Annotated in this window: 16 protein-coding genes; 5 read left to right on the forward strand and 11 right to left on the reverse strand. The window is 37.4% G+C overall.

Going from position 1 to position 18,876, the window contains the following annotated elements; all coding sequences use genetic code 11:
• Entirely contained in the window at positions 1-831 is an 831-nt protein-coding gene (locus DBO93_RS12145) for a spondin domain-containing protein (RefSeq protein WP_108456586.1), read from the reverse strand.
• A 115-nt stretch (positions 832-946) separates the two neighbouring features.
• Positions 947-1,684 carry a hypothetical protein gene (locus tag DBO93_RS12150; protein WP_108456587.1) on the reverse strand — a complete coding sequence of 246 codons (738 nt, stop codon included), beginning with the start codon at positions 1,682-1,684 and terminating at the stop codon, positions 947-949.
• 326 nt (positions 1,685-2,010) lie between these two features.
• Here DBO93_RS12150 and DBO93_RS12155 point away from each other — a divergent pair, with 326 nt between their 5' ends.
• Entirely contained in the window at positions 2,011-2,379 is a 369-nt protein-coding gene (locus DBO93_RS12155) for a hypothetical protein (protein ID WP_108456588.1), read from the forward strand.
• A gap of 13 nt (positions 2,380-2,392) precedes the next feature.
• On the opposite strand, the gene ligA is transcribed toward DBO93_RS12155, so the two are convergent.
• The 3 genes from ligA to smc form a co-directional block, all read right to left on the reverse strand.
• The gene (ligA, locus tag DBO93_RS12160) at positions 2,393-4,471 is read right to left on the reverse strand and encodes an NAD-dependent DNA ligase LigA (protein WP_108456589.1); all 2,079 of its coding nucleotides are present in this window, start codon (positions 4,469-4,471) and stop codon (positions 2,393-2,395) included.
• Positions 4,472-4,565: 94 nt separating this feature from the next.
• Positions 4,566-5,690, reverse strand: coding sequence for a cell division protein ZipA (gene zipA / locus DBO93_RS12165; protein ID WP_108456590.1), 1,125 nt, complete (start codon positions 5,688-5,690; stop codon positions 4,566-4,568).
• A 14-nt stretch (positions 5,691-5,704) separates the two neighbouring features.
• On the reverse strand, positions 5,705-9,235 hold the full coding sequence (gene smc / locus DBO93_RS12170) for a chromosome segregation protein SMC (RefSeq protein ID WP_108456591.1): 3,531 nt from the start codon (positions 9,233-9,235) through the stop codon (positions 5,705-5,707).
• A 194-nt stretch (positions 9,236-9,429) separates the two neighbouring features.
• On the opposite strand from smc, the gene cysZ reads away from it, so the two are divergent.
• Together cysZ and DBO93_RS12180 are read left to right on the forward strand one after the other, a co-directional pair.
• Positions 9,430-10,185 (forward strand): sulfate transporter CysZ, encoded by a 756-nt coding sequence (cysZ, locus tag DBO93_RS12175; protein WP_108456592.1) that lies wholly within the window; start codon positions 9,430-9,432, stop codon positions 10,183-10,185.
• A gap of 216 nt (positions 10,186-10,401) precedes the next feature.
• On the forward strand, positions 10,402-10,794 hold the full coding sequence (locus DBO93_RS12180) for a hypothetical protein (RefSeq protein WP_108456593.1): 393 nt from the start codon (positions 10,402-10,404) through the stop codon (positions 10,792-10,794).
• 157 nt (positions 10,795-10,951) lie between these two features.
• Here the strand turns inward: DBO93_RS12180 and DBO93_RS12185 are convergent, their stop codons facing one another.
• On the reverse strand, positions 10,952-12,811 hold the full coding sequence (locus DBO93_RS12185; protein ID WP_108456594.1) for a M1 family metallopeptidase: 1,860 nt from the start codon (positions 12,809-12,811) through the stop codon (positions 10,952-10,954).
• Between the two features lie 96 nt (positions 12,812-12,907).
• Positions 12,908-13,774, reverse strand: coding sequence for an OmpA family protein (locus tag DBO93_RS12190; RefSeq protein ID WP_108457830.1), 867 nt, complete (start codon positions 13,772-13,774; stop codon positions 12,908-12,910).
• A 196-nt stretch (positions 13,775-13,970) separates the two neighbouring features.
• Here DBO93_RS12190 and rnt point away from each other — a divergent pair, with 196 nt between their 5' ends.
• Positions 13,971-14,681 (forward strand): ribonuclease T, encoded by a 711-nt coding sequence (rnt, locus tag DBO93_RS12195; protein WP_108456595.1) that lies wholly within the window; start codon positions 13,971-13,973, stop codon positions 14,679-14,681.
• Positions 14,682-14,703: 22 nt separating this feature from the next.
• On the opposite strand, the gene DBO93_RS12200 is transcribed toward rnt, so the two are convergent.
• From DBO93_RS12200 to DBO93_RS12210, 3 genes are all read right to left on the reverse strand, one after another.
• Positions 14,704-15,090 (reverse strand): hypothetical protein, encoded by a 387-nt coding sequence (locus DBO93_RS12200; RefSeq protein WP_108456596.1) that lies wholly within the window; start codon positions 15,088-15,090, stop codon positions 14,704-14,706.
• Positions 15,091-15,394: 304 nt separating this feature from the next.
• Complete coding sequence (locus DBO93_RS12205) at positions 15,395-16,000, reverse strand: peroxiredoxin C (protein ID WP_081152703.1); 606 nt, start codon at positions 15,998-16,000, stop codon at positions 15,395-15,397.
• A gap of 86 nt (positions 16,001-16,086) precedes the next feature.
• Positions 16,087-16,428 carry a Grx4 family monothiol glutaredoxin gene (locus DBO93_RS12210; RefSeq protein WP_081180633.1) on the reverse strand — a complete coding sequence of 114 codons (342 nt, stop codon included), beginning with the start codon at positions 16,426-16,428 and terminating at the stop codon, positions 16,087-16,089.
• A 325-nt stretch (positions 16,429-16,753) separates the two neighbouring features.
• On the opposite strand from DBO93_RS12210, the gene sodB reads away from it, so the two are divergent.
• Positions 16,754-17,335 carry a superoxide dismutase [Fe] gene (gene sodB / locus DBO93_RS12215; RefSeq protein WP_108456597.1) on the forward strand — a complete coding sequence of 194 codons (582 nt, stop codon included), beginning with the start codon at positions 16,754-16,756 and terminating at the stop codon, positions 17,333-17,335.
• A 281-nt stretch (positions 17,336-17,616) separates the two neighbouring features.
• Here sodB and fadR read toward each other — a convergent pair whose 3' ends face one another.
• On the reverse strand, positions 17,617-18,327 hold the full coding sequence (gene fadR / locus DBO93_RS12220) for a fatty acid metabolism transcriptional regulator FadR (RefSeq protein ID WP_108456598.1): 711 nt from the start codon (positions 18,325-18,327) through the stop codon (positions 17,617-17,619).
• Positions 18,328-18,876: the final 549 nt, after the last annotated feature.

The following is an 18,876-nucleotide window of genomic DNA, read 5'->3' on the forward strand; positions in this document are numbered from 1 at the left end:
TTAAGAGGCTGGGATAGTAATAGTTACGCGTGCAACAGGGTTTAACCAGCGGTGTTCAGTTGACACTAAATCACTAGCGCCATCAGTAAGGCTGGTATCACCTAAAACATTTCTATGAATATGTACTGGGCCGTCTGTACCATCTACCACTTCGTTAGCACCAATGGCACTACCATCTTCTGCAAAACCTACCTTGGCCGCAACACCCATACCACCAACACCTAATGGCACTGGAGATGCACCTGCACCCGCAACACCTGGTGCGCCATAGCCACCTAATGGTGTACCGCCCTGCGCTACAATATCTGTTCGCGTGCTATTTAATTCGTCATTTAATTCTGTACCTGCGTCATAGGCGTTTACCATATAAGTATAAGTGCCAGGTGTAGTAGGTATTTTAATGCTGTCTAAGCCAGCGAAGGCATCATTGGTTGGTATTAACATGGCTAAAATAGAAAGATGCGTTTTATCCATGGTATCAAAGGTATAGTTTTCAGTGGTTGATGGTGCGCTTAAACCATCAATACGATGCCAAGTATTTGAACTATTATCAGTATCAGTTGGGCCTAAAAGCGCTTCAAAGTTCTGCCCTGAAGATGCAGCATTTTGAGCATCATCAATCACGCCAGCTTCGGCAAGCCAAGCTAAAGCAGATGTTGCTTCAACACCAGGTTCAAAAGCGTCAACTGTATTGTCATGCGCTATCACTAAACGTGGCGTAAAGTGTTGAGCATGTGTGAGGTTGGTAATTTGAATATCAATAGTTTGTGCCATTAGCACCGAGCTTGAACAGGCCAGTGCAATAGCAGATGCAGTTTTAATAAGTTTCATAAGTTTCCCTTGATGACTAAATGATTACGCACTTAGTATGCAAAGCAAACATTGCTAAACTTTCACAGAGTTATCACAAATGTGTCACAATTTTATAATTTAAAAGTAATGAAATTTATTTGTTAATTAGCGTGTCTCGACCTTTACTCACGCCAAAAATGTCTTCTGGATAAAAACCTAAAGTAACATGGAAGTCTTTATTTTTTAACAATAAGTTTTGACGAATAAATTGTCCATCAGGTGAAGAGGCAACAACAAAGTAGCTCTTTTTCTCGTCTTTTTCGACTCGTCCTAAGCCATGTAAAATAACACGAAATTGTGTCTTTGGTGCTAATTTAGCTTTATCAATGGTTTGATATTCGTAAGGGTTTATTAAAGTAACATGGAAAGATTGATGATCACGTGCCGCTTGGTGCTGTCGATATATAGCAAATTGTTCTTCACCTAACTCAGCTTTCAATTGCTCTAAATAGCCGCTTAACTCAGCATCTGAAACTTTACCGCCTAAATAAACTAAACCGCTGTTATCTCTAAGCTCACTAATCTCAAGGTTTAGGGTTCTGTCTTCGTAAAACGATTTTTCTGTCAGTTTATTATCCGACTGCGCCAGTGCTCTAGCTAATGGTGTCGATTTTTGTTGTTGTGTAAGTTGTTTATGCTTTACTTCAGTATCAACATTTTTAGTCATATCGTTATTTATTAATAACGATTTTTTATGTTCTGATATAACCGAGACAGTTTCTTTATCAGCGTTAAGTTGTTCAATATATCCACTTGCCGTAGCCACAATATTTGTAGCACTAAGCGTTACAAATAGCGCAGATAAAGCCGTAATTTTAAAATTAATATTCATTCAATGACCTAGTTTATTGAGTGATGCAAATTCATGCACTTAAGTTAATATTTTTAAACTCGTGCTTTCAAGTTAATGCTACTATTTTATGACAAGAGCAGTCGAAAGTCTGCACGAAAAAATTTACATCAGCATATACACCTAAGTTAATTTTTATTCTGTAATAGTAACCTATCACTGACATTTCATCGCGTTAATCGATATACTTCAGGTACGTTGATATTTTCAACTTTACAAAAACATAAACTTTTGTCTCCTCACCTGAGTTTTCACCCGTTTATGTTTCTTTACTAAAAAAATATCCAGCAGGAGTTATTCTTTACTTAATGCTTTCTTCCATCAGTCCAGAACTTTTTAATTATATTGCCATTACATTTGCCCGATTTAAATGGCAACTTTTAGCGTGGAGTTGTTTTTTCTTCATATTATTTATTGGTTTACAGACACAAATTCAACTTAAAACACCGAGTGTATTAGTTTGGTTAGCGATCTTAATATTATTTATTGCGATTGAAAGCTTGATAGTGGCTGCGTTTATGTTTTTCTTTCAGGTGCTACCTTCAACTCGAGAGGAGAATGTGTCTTTGTTTAAGTTTTATCGAGCCATAGAGTGGTGTGAAACAATACTATTTACGGTGTTACTCCCCTTGCCAATAGTATTGTTTATTTATGCTTTTATCCGCTTAGCTATTTAACTGTTTCTCTATCTTAGCTACTTAGCAGTGTGATCATTTCATCTTCGGTTAAAACACTGACACCAAGATCTTGTGCTTTTACTAATTTAGAGCCCGCTTTTTCACCAGCCACTAAATAATCTGTTTTTGCAGAAACGCTACCTGAAACTTTCGCCCCTAGCGCTTGTAGTACAGCTTTGGCTTCATTTCGGCCCATTTTACTTAAGGTGCCTGTTAACACAAAAGTTTGATCTTTTAAGGGTAACTCATCATCACTTTTACGCTCAATATCAGGCCAAGACATAATATTTTCAAGCTCTTCAACTACCTCAACGTTATGATCTTGAGCAAAAAAATTGACAATGTTTTTTGCAACTATGACACCAACGTCAGGAACTTTTTGTAATTGCTCTGCGTTTGCCGATTTAATTGCATCAAAGTTCAGAAAATATTGCGCTAAGTTGGCCGCCGTTGTTTCACCGACTTCTCTAATACCTAACGCATAAACAAATTTTGCCAACGTTGTAGTTCTAGCCGCTTCTAGTCCTTTAATTAAATTAGTCGCTGACTTTTGTCCCATGCGTTCCATGGTACTAACATCAAGTTCGGTCAATTTGAATAAATCTGCTGGGGTTTTAATTAAACCTTCATCAACTAATTGTTCTACTAATTTATCACCTAAACCGTCAACATCTAGTGCTTTACGAGAAGAGAAATGCTTTATTGCTTCTTTACGTTGGGCTTGACAATATAAACCGCCAGTACAACGTAAAACAGCCTCACCTTCAGCTTTTAACACAGCTGATTGACACACTGGACACTCACTTGGAAAAGCAATAGCGATGGCATTATCAGGGCGGCGTTCAAGTACAACGCTAACAATTTGAGGAATAACATCTCCCGCACGACGAATAATAACCGTGTCGTTTATTTGTATGCCTAAACGGTCAATTTCGTCTTGATTATGCAACGTAGCATTACTCACAGTAACCCCACCAACAAATATCGGTTTTAAACGTGCCACAGGCGTAATTGCACCTGTTCTGCCCACTTGAAAGTCGACCGATTCTAGTATGGTGAGTTCTTCTTGAGCTGGAAATTTATAGGCCGTGGCCCAACGCGGTGCTCGTGCTACAAAGCCAAGCTTTTGTTGCAATGAAATGTCGTCAACTTTAAATACGGTGCCGTCAATTTCATAACTTAATGCTTCACGTTGTTGTAAAATATCTTGATAAAAAGCTTCCACCTCAGTGGCATTGTTCAATAACCGAACTTCAGGGCACATAGGTAGACCCAATGCTTTTATTTGACATAAGCGTTGGTGATGAGAATTAGCAAGCCAACGTTCGTCAATACTTTCAGCTTCGCCAGCTAAGGTATTATCTATATCGGCTAATGCGCCAACATAACCAATGCCATAAGCGTAAAAAGCTAAATTTCGTTTTGCAGTAATTTTAGAGTCTAATTGTCGTAAACTACCAGCGGCAGCATTACGTGGGTTAGCAAAACCTTTTTCGCCTTTTTTAATTGCTTGCTTATTTAACGCTTCAAAGCTCGCTTTGGGCATGAAAACCTCACCACGCACTTCTAAAACATCAGGAAAACTGCTGCCTTGTAAACGTAATGGAATCGACTTTATGGTACGAACATTTTCAGTGATATTTTCACCAACCGTTCCATCACCACGGGTTGCGGCTTGTACAAAAACACCTTTTTCATAGCGTATACTCACCGCTAAACCATCAAGTTTTGGCTCTGCACAAATAGCAAAATCGAGCGTTGATTTCACACCGCTTTTAGTTAGACGATCGCCTAAACGTTTAACAAATGCCAACCACTCTTGTTCAGAAAACACGTTATCTAGCGACAGCATTGGTAATTGGTGTGTCACTTGGCTGAACGATTTTAGCGCTGCTCCTCCAACCTTCTGACTTGGCGAATCAACAGTTTTTAACTGCGGATACTCTGTTTCTAATGTTGTTAACTCACGCATTAATCGGTCGTATTCTGCATCAGGCACACTAGGTTCATCAAGCACGTAGTATTGATGATTATAGTGATTGATCAACTGACAAATTTCAGTGATTCGATTAATAACGGTTTGTTCAGACATAAGATTTATTTACTTTGAAGGTGAATATTTTACCGTCAACAATATATTTTTATTTAACTTATATTATTGACGATAAATTTTAGCGATAAGAATATTAAAGTGAGCCGATACGACTTTTGCGCTCAAACTCGCGAATTAGACCAATATAATGTTGCTCGGTTTGTTTGGTCATTACACTGCGCTTGTGATCTAGTAATTGCCCACGAAATTCTACGGCAAGCTGTTTTGCCGCATTTAACATTTGCTCAAATACTTCAAAAGCATCACCAGGGTTAGGTAAGGTCATAAAAAGTGTGATGCCTTGCGTGCTAAAGTTTTCGATATCATCTAAATTAAATGTCCCTGGATTCATCATATTCGCTAAGCTAAAAGTAACTTTACCGTTACCTGCGTTATCTTGATGACGGTGAAATATATTCATTTCGCCGTATTTCATGCCTAAGGTCAACAATGAGGGTAATAACGCAGCACCCGACATACTTCGCCCTTCTGGCATGACAACAGATAACACGATAACTTGTGGCTCAATTTCAACAGGCGCTGGTTTTTTGTTTTCATTGGTCGCCGATATACTCGGCATATCCTTTATTGCTTCATCACCAAAGTTAATTTCCATTTGGTTGCGTTTAACAACAGGTTTACGCACGCTTTTTTTACGTGAAACGGGTTTATTTATTAGTATTTCTGGCTTTGCTTGAGTCACAGGCTGTTGATAAACCGGTTCAGAATATATCGGTTTTTTAACAATAACTTCTTTACTATCTTCAAGATCAACCTCAGATTCAGAAAGTAACTCTTCGCCGTAATTAGGTGCATCTGATAAGGCTTGCTGTTTTAAATGCTCAGGTACAGCTTCGGTATCATTGAGTAACTCACCAAAGTTATCACCTTGTTCATGAAATTTGTCTTCAAAATTTCGAGGAGGAATTGCGCTAGGCATAGGTTCATCACTGTGGAAATCAGCATGGCTTTCAACCTGATGAGATTTTACAACACCATCTGCTTGAGCGTTTGAACCGACCACTTTAGGTTTACTTACGCCATCTTGATCAAATCCAGAACCATCGAAACCGCGCGACTGAGGCACAACTGGCTCCGCCTTAGCTTTCAATTTATAAGGATTTTTATTTTTTCTTATGGTCCAGTAACCATGAATAAAAATGGCTGCTATCACGATAGCACTGATAATAATTAATGTATTTCTGAAATTATCTTCCATTACCTAACCTATTCTTATACTTCTGCCATGGCGATTGCTTCGTCAATATCTACCGCTACCATACGTGAAACACCTGGTTCAAACATGGTTACTCCGGTTAAATGTGACGCCATCTCCATAGCTATTTTGTTATGACTTATATATATAAATTGCACTGTTTGCGACATTTCTCGCACTAGATTACAAAAACGACTGACATTTGCATCATCTAAAGGTGCATCCACTTCATCAAGTAAACAAAATGGAGCAGGATTCAATCGAAAAATCGCGAACACTAATGATAATGCGGTCAGCGCTTTTTCTCCACCAGATAATAGATGAATTGTGCTATTTTTTTTCCCTGGCGGTCTAGCCATGATGGTAACTCCTGTTTCCAGTAAGTCTTCACCTGTTAACGTTAAATACGCTTGACCTCCTCCAAAGACCTTAGGAAATAGCACCTGTAGGTCTTTATTAACCTGATCAAAGGTTAATTTAAACTTATGACGGCTTTCTTTATCAATTTTAGCTATGGCCGCTTCTAACGTAGTTATTGCATTATTAAGGTCTTGATCTTGTTGGTCAAGATAACTTTTACGTTCAAACTGTGTTTCGTATTCTTCAATGGCGGCTAAATTTATTGCTCCTAACATTTGTATGTCTTTAGCCAACTTGATTAAATGCGCCTGCCAAATTGACTCTTTAGCGTTTTCAGGCATAGCCTCAACCACATTGTCGATACTTTGTTGTAGTTCAGCTAACACCTCTAAGGCGCTTTCAGCCCTTAATTTAAAACCTTCACTGTCTAGCTGTAAGCGTGCTAATTGCTCATTAAGACCACTGATTTTATTTTGACTGGTTTTTTGTTGTATTTCTAATTCAGCTAAACGTGTTTGGCTGTCATTCAAGGTTTTTTGATTAAATTGCAATTTCTCATTAATGGCCGTTAAATTATCAAGCCATTGTGGCAATTGCAGTTCAAACTCTTGAATTGGTTGGCTGTTGTCAGTAAAAACTTGGCTATTACTGGTTAACCTTTGAGTTAGTAAATTAACATTTTCTTGATTTGAGCGAATACTCTGCTCGCGCTGCAAACGCTGACTTTTAAGCTGCTCAACCACTAAACTCAGCTGATGTCTGCTTTGATGTAATGTTTGGCTTCGTGCTTGTATTACTTCTATTGTTTGCTGCAACTCGGTTTGTTGTTGAGAGAAATCATCAACGCTAGGTGCAGTGTTATCGAATACTTGAGTTAATTGACGTTGAAATTCAGTTAACTTTTGCTTAGCCGACAATTCACTTTTGAGCAGTGCTTCTACTTCCTGAGTTAATTTATATTGCTGACTTTGTTGTTGTTGATTCGCCTGAGCTTCTAGTGAAATAGCATTATCGCATTCGTTAAGCTTAGTTTGTTGTAGCGTGATATTTTCGCTATTAGCATTTTTTTCCAGCGTTAATAAGGCTAGCTTTTCAGTTATTTGTTTTTGATTATGCTCAATGCTTTGTTGACTGTTGATAAGCTGTTCAAGCGCTAATTGCTCAGTATCAAGCTGACGCTGTAAGCTAATATAATCATAGCCTTGTTCAAGCTTCCCTTTGGTTAACATATGATGATGTAACCATGTTCCATCCGGACAAATGACACTTTCATGGCTCGCTAAACTTGATAGTTTTTGCTTGGCCTCAAGGTAGTTCTCTGCCAATAAAATACCGTTGAAGTATGTTGTTAAAACGTTAACTCCACTGACTTTACTGGCTAAAGTGTTAGTTTTTATCACCGGATTACTATGACCATTATTCGCACTATTTTGCTCAGAGCTTTGGTCAATAGCTTGCTCTATGCTCTGGTAAATAAAACACAAGTTTTCCGCACTTAAGTTACCTTCTGCATCCGCGTTAGGTAAACCATTAACCACATGCCCAGCTAACCAGTGAGATAACACTACTTCGGTCGCTTGCTCCCAACCTTCTTCTACATCAAGTTGACTTTGTAATGTCACAAAGTCGGTCATATTTTGCTGATTAAACCATGTGGCTTGTTTTTCACTCCAAGGAGACTTATCGCTAAGCTTTACCTGCAACTCTGTTATTTTTTGATATTTCACTGTAAGTTGAGCTGAAATCACCGCAAGTTGTTGGTTTAAGTCTACTGATGTTTTTTGTAGCTTTGTTTCTTTCTCGGCTAACTCGTTATGCAGATTTTTCAGTTTTGATAAGGCGGCTACAACGTTATTTTTCTGTTGTTGTAACGCTTGCTCTCCGCCATTTTCAAGTAAAGGTTGCAAGGCGATTTGTTCGCGCAAATTAGTTACTTGCTGCTTAACCTGTTCGATAATGGTTTCTTGTTGAGTAATGTTAGCCTGCAAGGTTTGTTTTTGCTGTTGGTTCGCATTACGTTTTTTCTGTTCTTGCTGCCATTGGCTTTGCAACTCTTTTAGTTGAGCTTGATGTTGCGTTAATTCACTTTGACAAGCTTCTAAAGCCGCTTCTATTGTTTGTAACTCAGGTTGTTGTTCATTCAGTTGTGTATTGCACAACGTTAATTGTTCTTGTTCAGCTAATATTAATTGTTGTGCATTTAGTAATTGTTGCTGAGTAAGTTCATTATCGGTTTGAGTTTTGTCTGATTGTTCTTTTAAGTATTTAACTTGCTGCTCTGCACGAGCAATATCTTGGGTGACATTAAGCTTTTGTTGATGCAACGTTTGGTTATTATCATTACACGCATTCATGGTTGCTTTTAGTTCAATGATCACAACATCATTTTGACTTTGCTCAGCATTTTGGCTTGCCACTTTATTTTCAAGTGCAACTATACGTGTTTGATGCTGTTGACGTTGTTGATCAAATTTTTGCCAGCGTAAAACGGCCAGTTCAGCTTTATATTTTCGTTCTTGTTGTTTTAGTGTACGAAAGCGTTTAGCTGCTTGTGCTTGTTGATGCAGTTTATCAATTTGTAAATCAAGCTCAAGGCGAATGTCGTTGAGTCGAGCTAGGTTTTCTCGGGTATGTCGTATTCTGGTTTCTGTTTCTTTGCGACGTTCTTTATATTTTGAAATGCCAGCCGCTTCTTCGATAAATATGCGTAATTCTTGCGGCTTGGACTCAATTAAGCGAGAAATAGTGCCTTGCTCGATAATAGCGTAACTGCGAGGACCTAAACCGGTTCCTAAAAAAATATCGGTAATATCGCGTCGTCGACACTTTGTACCATTTAAAAAATAGGTATTAGTACTTTCACGGTTAACCACTCGGCGTACTGAGACTTCAGTACGATCTGCCATGTTACCTTGAATGCGGCCTTGGGTATTATCAAATACAAGTTCAACGCTAGCTTGGCCAATAGGCTTTCTGCTGGCTGCACCATTAAAAATAACATCAGTCATGGCTTCGCCGCGAAGATTTTTCGCTGAGCTTTCGCCTAATACCCAACGAACGGCGTCAATAATATTCGATTTTCCACAACCGTTTGGCCCAACAATTGCGGTCATTTGTTGTTCAAAGGGGACTTTGGTGGGATCGACAAAGGATTTAAAACCTGCCAATTTTATATGCTTGAGTCGCATTAAATCGAAAAACCTAATCACAGTATCTATTGGTTAAAATTTTGTAACCTAATAGAATTAACATTAAACATCAGTAACTATCGACACTGTATCAGACATTGATGTATTTTGTAACATCACAATACTGTTCATATCATGCTAAGGATCCTATAATCGTGCTATGAATATCAATTAGTTAGGTTAATAAAACAACAATGAACAATAATAGCAAACCCCATTTAGCAAACGGTGGTGCCGGATATTTTATCAAAGGCTTTGAGTTGATCCGTACCCCTGGAATTCGTCGCTTCGTATTTATTCCATTATCGGTAAATTTAGTGCTGTTTAGCTATGCTTTTTATTATATGTTTTTACAGCTAGAAAGTTACATGTTGACCCTAGAAGATTGGTTAGGTGAGTCGTTTTCATGGCTAAGCAATTTCATTTGGCCATTAGCAGTATTATTTATTTTAGTGGTATTTTCATTTATCTTCAGTTCTGTCGCCAATTGGTTAGCTGCCCCCTTTAATGGACTGCTCTCAGAAAAAGTAGAAGCCTTGTTAACAGATCAACCCTTACATGAAGGTAGTGCGTTTGATGTGGTAAAAGATATTCCTAGAACGCTAAGTCGCGAGGTGAGTAAACTGGGTTATTATTTGCCACGTGCAGCGGGGTTCTTTTTACTTTATTGGATTTTACCCGTTGTAGGACAGATACTTTGGTTTCTATTTCTTGCTTGGATGATGGCAGTGCAATATAAAGATTATCCGTTTGATAACCACAAAATTAGCTTTACTAGAATGCGTCAAGCCTTGAAACAACGTCAAGGATTAAGTTACAGCTTCGGTATAACCACCGCGGTTTTTTCAATGATCCCGTTAGTGAATTTAGTCGTGATGCCAGTCGCTATTTGTGGTGCTACGGCATTATGGGTTGATCATTACCGCAATGAATTTGTTGACCGTGCATAGCAAATCAAATAATAATCAGTATGTTAGCAACAAATAAACAGTTAGCATAAGCTTTACCCATAATTTGTTGCTTGTTTGATCGCACGTTTAAATAGTAACCATTGAACTAAGCGGACATTTTTACTAAAGTTTGACAGTAAAAACATCAACGTGCACACTCAATATATTGTTAGTTTGTTTATTTATATAATCCCAAAAACTTAAAAGGATCTGGTAATGCCTGCATTACGCTTTATACCAAAGAGTTTAACTTTATCTCGTACTTTATTATTGCTTATGTTCAGCTGTAGTATCAACGCAGAAACCACTGATACAGATAAAAGTATGACGGAGAAGGTTAATATACCTGTTATTGAAGGCGCGCGCGTATTTGCTAAGTTTGATGAACAAACACCCGCGGTTATCAACTACTTCACCACTAACACCGAAGATAACGTGATAGATTTTTACAACAAAAGTTACGGTGAACCGATAGATCGCGAACGTAAACGTGGTCGTTTAACCTTAAATTATCAACACGATTTACAGCAAATACGTGTGGTTATTTCACAACAAAATAAATTGCGCCAAGTGGATGTTATCGTCGATAAACGGCTAATAGCTCCATAGTATTAGCGCTTTTATCCGTTGGTTGCAGACATAAAAAAACATCGCTAATTGCGATGTTTTTTTATGTCTGAGTTTTATCAACAATGTTAATTAATAATATTGTTGAAGGCTCAACTTAAGTTTAAATAAACCTGACTAAGTTGAGCTAGGCTAACGCTTATTTTAATAAAATAGCGTCTACTGTACCCTGTGCTAACGGGTGATAACCTGGACGTGCTTTTTTATAAACCGCTTGTGCCCATGTTTTTCCTTTGGCAGATGTTGCAAGCTCTTTATACAAAGGCACAATGAGTTTACGACGCCCAATCGATTCTAAGTAAGTTGCCATTGCTGGGTAAACCGCGTCATAGCCAGAGCGTAATGAAAGCAAATACCATGCATGAGCAACTTCAGCATTGGTACTATTAGTTAGATTAAACTCTTTATCTAAGCTTTTCATACGTTCGTTAGAAATGTTTAATGGCAAATTATTAATAAAGTGAAGCCATTCATGCAATGTCCATTTTTTTGTTGGTATTTGCGCTAGCTTAAGTTGGTCGCTAGTCCATTTCGAAATAATATTATCAATTTTAACAAAAGCATTTGAGCGAGGTTTTGGCGTGTAAGCCGGTAAACCCTGCTCATAAATCCACTCGTTAAGCTCTACATCGCTAACAACATTAGGGAATTTATGCGTTAAATTAGCTTTTAAATAAGTAACAAAGCTCTTGGTACCTAAGCTTTGAAATGCATGGTCGTCGAAGTACTGCATGATAAAAGTATCAAATTTATCTCTGCCAAATTTCTGTTCTAAATACACTAAAAATAATTGCCCTTTAGTATAAGGTACACCCGAAAAAGCATCATCAGGGTCACGACCTTGAAGGTCGATATATAGTTGCGTATCACCTGGTGGTAACTCTGCAATTTCATAACTTAAGTTTTGTGCATCCAAAGCGCGTTCCATTAAGGCTCTATCAGCACCAAATACCGCTTCCATAATGCGGTTTTCTACATAACTGGTAAAACCTTCGTTTAACCATAAATCGCGCCAGCTTTCATTCGTGACTAAATTACCAGACCAAGAATGAGCTAGTTCGTGAGCAATAAGGTTAACTAAACTTTTATCACCAGCAACAACCGTTGGGGTAATAAATGATAAACGAGGGTTTTCCATGCCACCAAAAGGAAAGCTTGGCGGTAATATTAATAAATCGTAACGTCCCCAACGATAAGCCCCAAATAGCTTTTCAGTTTCATCGATCATCAATTGAGTATCATCAAACTCTGCAACGGCTCTGTCTAAGATATATTGCTCAGCATAAATACCTGTTTGCTTGCTCATGGCTTTAAATTCTAAATCGCCCACCGCTATAGCAATTAAATAAGCTGGAATGGCTTGTGGCATAGAAAACGAATAATCGCCATCTCGCAATGTATCAGGTGCATTATCAGCACTCATTACAGCAAGTAAATCATCTGTGGTTGTTATGCGGGCATTGTATGTCATACGCACGCTTGGCGTATCTTGTACGGGTATCCATGAACGAGCATGGATAGCTTGGCTTTGACTAAACATAAAGGGCTTGTCTTTACCGGCCGTTTGCTCAGGTGATAACCACTGTAAGCCTGAAGCTTGAGGTAACGAGTTATAATACACTCTAAGTGTAGGCGTTTTAAAAGGTGTGTTTATGGTGAGTTTTGATCCCATAACATCATCACGCTTAGCCAGTGTGTAATTTAATTTTACCCACTGATTATTGGTATTTTTAGCCATAACACGATCAATTTCTAAATCACGTGTATCTAATATTACATTTACAACATCATCACTAAGCCAATCAAGGCTTAACTCAGCAAAACCTTTTAATGATTTTTTATCAAAATCGACATCTAGATCCAAATAAAGGTGACTAATTTTTACTTGATCATAATTTGCATAAGTTAATGCATCGCTAACTTGTGCACTAGCTGATTGAACCCATGAGAGTTGCACAACGCAACACAATATGGCGACAAGACGAATAGAAAATTTCATAAAATGTATCCAAAACAAAAGAGGCCTGTAGATTACAGTGAATCTACAGGCCTCTTCAAGTGCTAATTATATCTATTAGGATAGTTGAGCCAACCTTTAAGGCTGTTCCATACGAATAACAACTCGACGGTTTTTACTGCGGCCAATAACCGTTTCATTAGAAGCTACATGACGTTTTTCGCCATAGCCATTGGCTTCAATTCTGCTCGCGTCAATTCCGCTACTTACAATAAGGTCACGTACTTTATTTGCACGACGTTCTGACATTTTAAGGTTAGTATTTCGGCCACCGTAACTATCTGAATAACCGTCAATTAATACTAGCTCAAGTTGAGAATCAAGCGTTAAATATTCAACGATCATATTCATACGTTTTTGCGAGGCTTTAGTTAGCTTGTCAGAGCCAAATTGGTAATTAAGCACCGTATAAGAAATATCATCAAAATTAAAATCGAGTAAGTTACTTACACAACTGACAAAAGCTTGATAGGCCTTTTGAAAACGAGCGGTTGATAAACCAACGGTAATTTTTTCACTCTCGCTATACCAATCATTATAATAAAATGTTGGGCTCATACCTTGGTCAAGTTCATTAAGCATATTCCAAGCAATTTTCTTCGGTAAACTTGGAGAAAACTGTTTATGTAGCTTCATATCTGCAAGCACTCTGCCGGCAACACCGGGTCGCCAATTGGGCGCTTCAGAGCGAACTTCAGCTAAAGAGTAACTGTCTGGCAGCCGCATCATTTCTAGTTCAAACTCCATATTCATTTTACGGCTTGCTGAACTATAAAATTTAGCTTTACCGTAACGAGGAATTTGATGTGACAGCGTACATTGCAGCCGAGAGTCATCGGTTAGCTGCCACGAAGAGCTTTCAATATCGGCACTATACTGCCTAATACCCGCATTGGTCTGGGAAATGAGTAATGATAATGTAACTAGCGTTATAATTTTTTTCATAAAATTAATTTTCATAAAATTAATGTGGATTTAATAGCGACATCTTTACTATCGACAAAATCAAGAATAACTTTAACAGTTTATTCGCATATTCCCAAAATTAAATGTAATGGTTGTCATCTTCAATGATGCCTTAAGTGATTATTTCTGCGATAATCTCCAGCAATATTTATAATAACTAATACCAACTGCCTTTATGTCTGATAATTCAACAGCAAGTAATAAAAACACAGAAAAATCATTATTTGCTCAACGCTTTCGAGGCTATTTCCCCGTTGTTATTGATGTTGAAACCGCAGGTTTTAATGCTCAAACCGACGCTTTACTGGAAATTGCTGCAACAACACTTACTTTAGATGAAGTCAGTGGACAATTCAGTTTAGATGAAACAATACACTTTAATGTTGACCCATTTGAAGGTGCAAACCTCGAAAAAGCCGCATTAGAATTTACCGGTATCGACCCAACCAACCCACTTCGTGGTGCGGTAGATGAGAAAAAGGCAATCACTGAAATATTTAAACTTGTACGTAAAAAAATGAAAGCAGCCGGTTGTCAGCGCGCTATCATTGTAGCGCACAACGCAGCATTTGATTTAGGGTTTGTTAACGCGGTTACCGAGCGTTGCTTAATTAAACGTTCGCCATTCCACCCTTTCGTAAGTTTCGATACTACAACGTTATCAGGCTTAGCTTTGGGGCAAACTGTGTTAGCAAAGGCCTGCATAGCTGCAAAAATTGATTTTAATAATAATGAAGCACATTCTGCGTTATATGATACGGAAAAAACCGCAGAGCTATTTTGTTTTATCATTAATAAATGGCAACAATTAGGCGGCTGGCCACTAATAGAGACAGAAGTAGAAGCTGAAGAAGAACTAAACACCCCACCTCAAAAAGAAGCCTAGCACTGACGCTTCTAAACAGTTATTAAAACAAAGATTTTGCTTTTCGACGATTATTCATCCTGAAAAGCAAATTTCTTAACGCCAAAATCATTAAACAAAATGCAATAAACTGTAAAGCTGATGACGTTGTTTTTAATACAATAACCATAGCAACTGCAAAATACCCATAAGGTAAATATTCGTATATCCACTCAGGTAATTTATTCTTCTTGATGGAATTATCATCATCAGATTTACGACGATCAACCCGACGATATTCAGAGCGAGTAACTAAGGTTATGCACCCAGCACAATAAAGTAACCCCACAGATACAAATACTGGCCAACTATCATAAAAGGCAAGTAAATAAGCACACACTAAAAAATATGCGTAAGGTAAATTTTCATAAATAAACTTTGGGTAATACATCAACAGTCCTTTTTGACATTAACTCACCTAATAAAGGAATACTTATTCCTACTCTGTTTATTATATTAGCCGTAAAACAGTATTTTACATAAATTTTTTAAATATTTAATATTCATTTCACTCATTAAGTGAGCAATTTTTTATGAGCTAAAATTAATAAAAAACAAAACATAAACCTTACTAAATCATTACTTGTTCTGATCATTATAAATAGGCAGATAATTAATTAACTGGGTAATAAGCAAATATCAGACATAAAAAAACCGCTAAAAGCGGTTTTTTTTTACTGCAGTAAACTTATGAATTAAAGTTTATCAGCGTTATCTGTAAGGTAAGCTGCAACGCCTTCTGTTGTTGCTGTCATGCCTTTGTCGCCTTTGTTCCAGCCAGCTGGACATACTTCACCGTGGTCTTGGTGAAATTGTAACGCATCGATCATACGGATCATTTCATCTACGTTACGGCCAAGTGGTAAATCGTTAACCACTTGATGACGAACACTACCTTCTTCGTCAATTAAGAATGATGCACGAAATGCAACGCCAGCTTCTGGATGCTCAACGTCGTATGCTTTACAAATTTCATGTTTTACATCAGCAACTAAAGTGTATTGTACTTGACCAATACCACCATCGTTTACTGCTGTGTTACGCCACGCGTTATGAGAAAATTGTGAATCGATAGAAACACCAATAACTTCAACACCACGGCTTTTGAATTCTTCCATACGGTGATCAAAAGCTAATAACTCAGAAGGACATACAAAAGTAAAATCAAGTGGGTAGAAAAAAACTACGGCTTTTTTACCTTTAATTGCTTCTGCAAGGTTAAAGCTATCAACGATTTCGCCTGAACCTAAAACTGCTGCTGCTGTAAAATCTGGTGCTGCGCGACCGACTAATACACTCATTATACTCTCCAATTTTTTTAAAATAAATTTAAGTTATCTAAAGTTAACTCCACCTAGTATGGTGGCGTTAAGTGATAATTCAATAGTTACTCTGAACTTTCTGCCGAACTATTTTTAGCTGCAGATTCAGTGATCAAAGTTTGTAATTCACCTTGCTGATACATTTCCATGATGATGTCACAACCGCCGACAAGTTCACCGTCAACCCATAGTTGTGGAAATGTTGGCCAATCGGCATATTTAGGCAATTCTGCACGGATATCAGGATTTTGTAAGATATCAACATAGGCAAATTTTTCACCACAGCCCATCAACGCTTGAGAAGCTTGTGAAGAAAAACCACAACTTGGCAACTTTGGTGAACCCTTCATGTAAAGGAGAATTGTGTTTTCACTGATTTGTTCTTTAATGCGGTCAATTGTTTCCATAATATCCTCAAAAATTAATACTTATACCAATTAGACTAATGATAACATTTCATATAATGAAAGTTATTAATTCATTTTGGTATTATTGTGCTCAATATCTAAAGTAAAACTGACGAATATAAACAGAACAATAAATACTTAAGCAAAAAACTTATATATTAAAACTTAATAGCCTTGATAAAACCTATGGTAATACCTATATACTTGGGTAGACTATATAAAGCTTTAATACCCGAGTAGTTTACTAGGTTTTAGACAAAAACAAACTACTTCTTTAAATTAGCATTAGAATAATTTTTTATAATCACATACTGGAGAGTATATAATGGCTATCGAATTACCAGCACTACCATATGCAATGGATGCACTTGCACCACATATTTCACAAGAAACTTTAGAGTTTCACTATGGTAAGCACCACAACACATATGTTGTTAAGTTAAACGGCCTTATCGAAGGTACTGATTTTGAAGGAAAGTCTTTAGAAGATATCGTTAAAACATCTTCTGCTGGTGTTTTCAATAACGCTGCACAAATTTGGAACCATACGTTTTACTGGAACAGCTTAAGCCCTAACGGCGGCGGCGAACCAACTGGCGCATTAGCAACAGCTATTAATGCAAGTTTTGGTTCATTTGCTGAATTTAAAGCTAAATTCACAGATAGCGCAATTAACAACTTTGGTTCAAGCTGGACTTGGTTAGTTAAAAATGCTGACGGCAGCCTTGCTATCGTTAATACATCAAATGCAGCAACGCCACTTACTGATGAAGGTGTAACACCACTTATCACAGTAGATTTATGGGAACATGCTTACTACATTGATTACCGTAACCTTCGTCCTAGCTACATGGAAGGTTTCTGGGCATTAGCGAACTGGGATTTTGCTTCAGCAAACTTCGCTTAATCGCTAGAGCACGTTAATTTAAATATCAAAGGCCAGCATTATTGCTGGCTTTTTTTTGCTTAAATTTAGCGTGAGTAATGGAGTGGCTCACCGTTAAGTAGATCATCATTGAGTAGTTGATCGTTGAATAGCTTATCATTGAGTAAGAATAGCTTTTAGTTTTTAGGTTTTAGGATAAAAGGAGAAAATTAAACAATCAGATAAAAAAAAGACAACTGCTCAGCTTAATATTAAGCACAGTTGCCTCCATTTGTAATAACTATTTATTTTTTAGTTATTTATTACTCAGCGAGTTCTTTTAATACTTCGTCTTTTAACTCATACCAAAGTTTACCCGATTCAACACCGTATTTTCTTACCGCATAAACAGACTCATCAAATTGATTATTTTCAGCTAACTCAACCAATTTTTTATAGTAAGTTCTGGTTATTTCTCGACCACGGGGGTGAGCAAAATACAAACTACCTAAACGAGAATATAAACCTCTAAAGCCGTTCAGAATAAGTAAGTAAATAGAATTACCAGAAGCGACCACTAGTTCTTTGTTAAGCTTGTAATCAAATTCAGCAAAAGCTTCACCAGTATCTTCCACTGATTCAATAGCAGACAATAACTCGATAGTTTTTTCAGGATTATTTTTAATCGCACCACGCACGTATATTGCACTAATATTAGTTCTTGCAGACAATAAATTTTCGACTAAGTCAGGAATACCCTCTTGGTCAAGCTGTGCTAAAGTTTCAAGAATATTAAGACTAGATGTTTCCCAAAAGTTATTAACTTTAGTCGGTTTACCGTGTTTAATCGTTAACCAGCCATCGCGAGCTAATCGTTGTAATACTTCACGAAGGGTTGTTCTGGTTACACCAATAAGTTCTGATAATTCACGTTCAGCGGGTAAAATTGTACCCGGTGGAAATCCACCATTCCAAATAGATTCAACAATATATTGTTCGGCAAATCCTGCTGGACTGTGCGCTTTTATAACCATGGGGCTCCACATCACTTAAAGTTAACTGTACCTGAAACTGATTGTACCAGAACAATCAGTTGACACAAGCGCAATAGAGCCTATTAAGTGTGGCGAGTGCCACTTAAGTTGAGAATTCGAGGCAGGTTGAGAATTTTTATTTTTGCAATTGACCAGTAAATTACAGCCAACATGGTTTAAGGCACTGTTACACCTACATATAAGCATAATTAAAGGTGCTGATTCATCTACATGTAAGTATGGTTAGTTAAGGGTGTTTCTAAGGTGGAGTGCACTTATTAAAGCCTTATATGAGCAATGCACTATATAAACTTTTTAATTCAATGCATATTTTTGGGGTTTACTAAGACTTCTACACACTCAACCCAACTTAATCATCTTTGTCGTTAACCCGACATTATAGTCATGAGGTGCAATTACATTTTGCGCAGCTTTGGGCATGCTAAAGTAATTAACATATTTAAACATTTTACCTTAAAGGTCATGAGTACGTGCAAAAATACACATACTCTGAGTAAATATCATTTTATTAAACCTAACTTGACCGTC

Source organism: Colwellia sp. Arc7-D (assembly GCF_003061515.1).
Lineage (GTDB): Bacteria > Pseudomonadota > Gammaproteobacteria > Enterobacterales > Alteromonadaceae > Cognaticolwellia.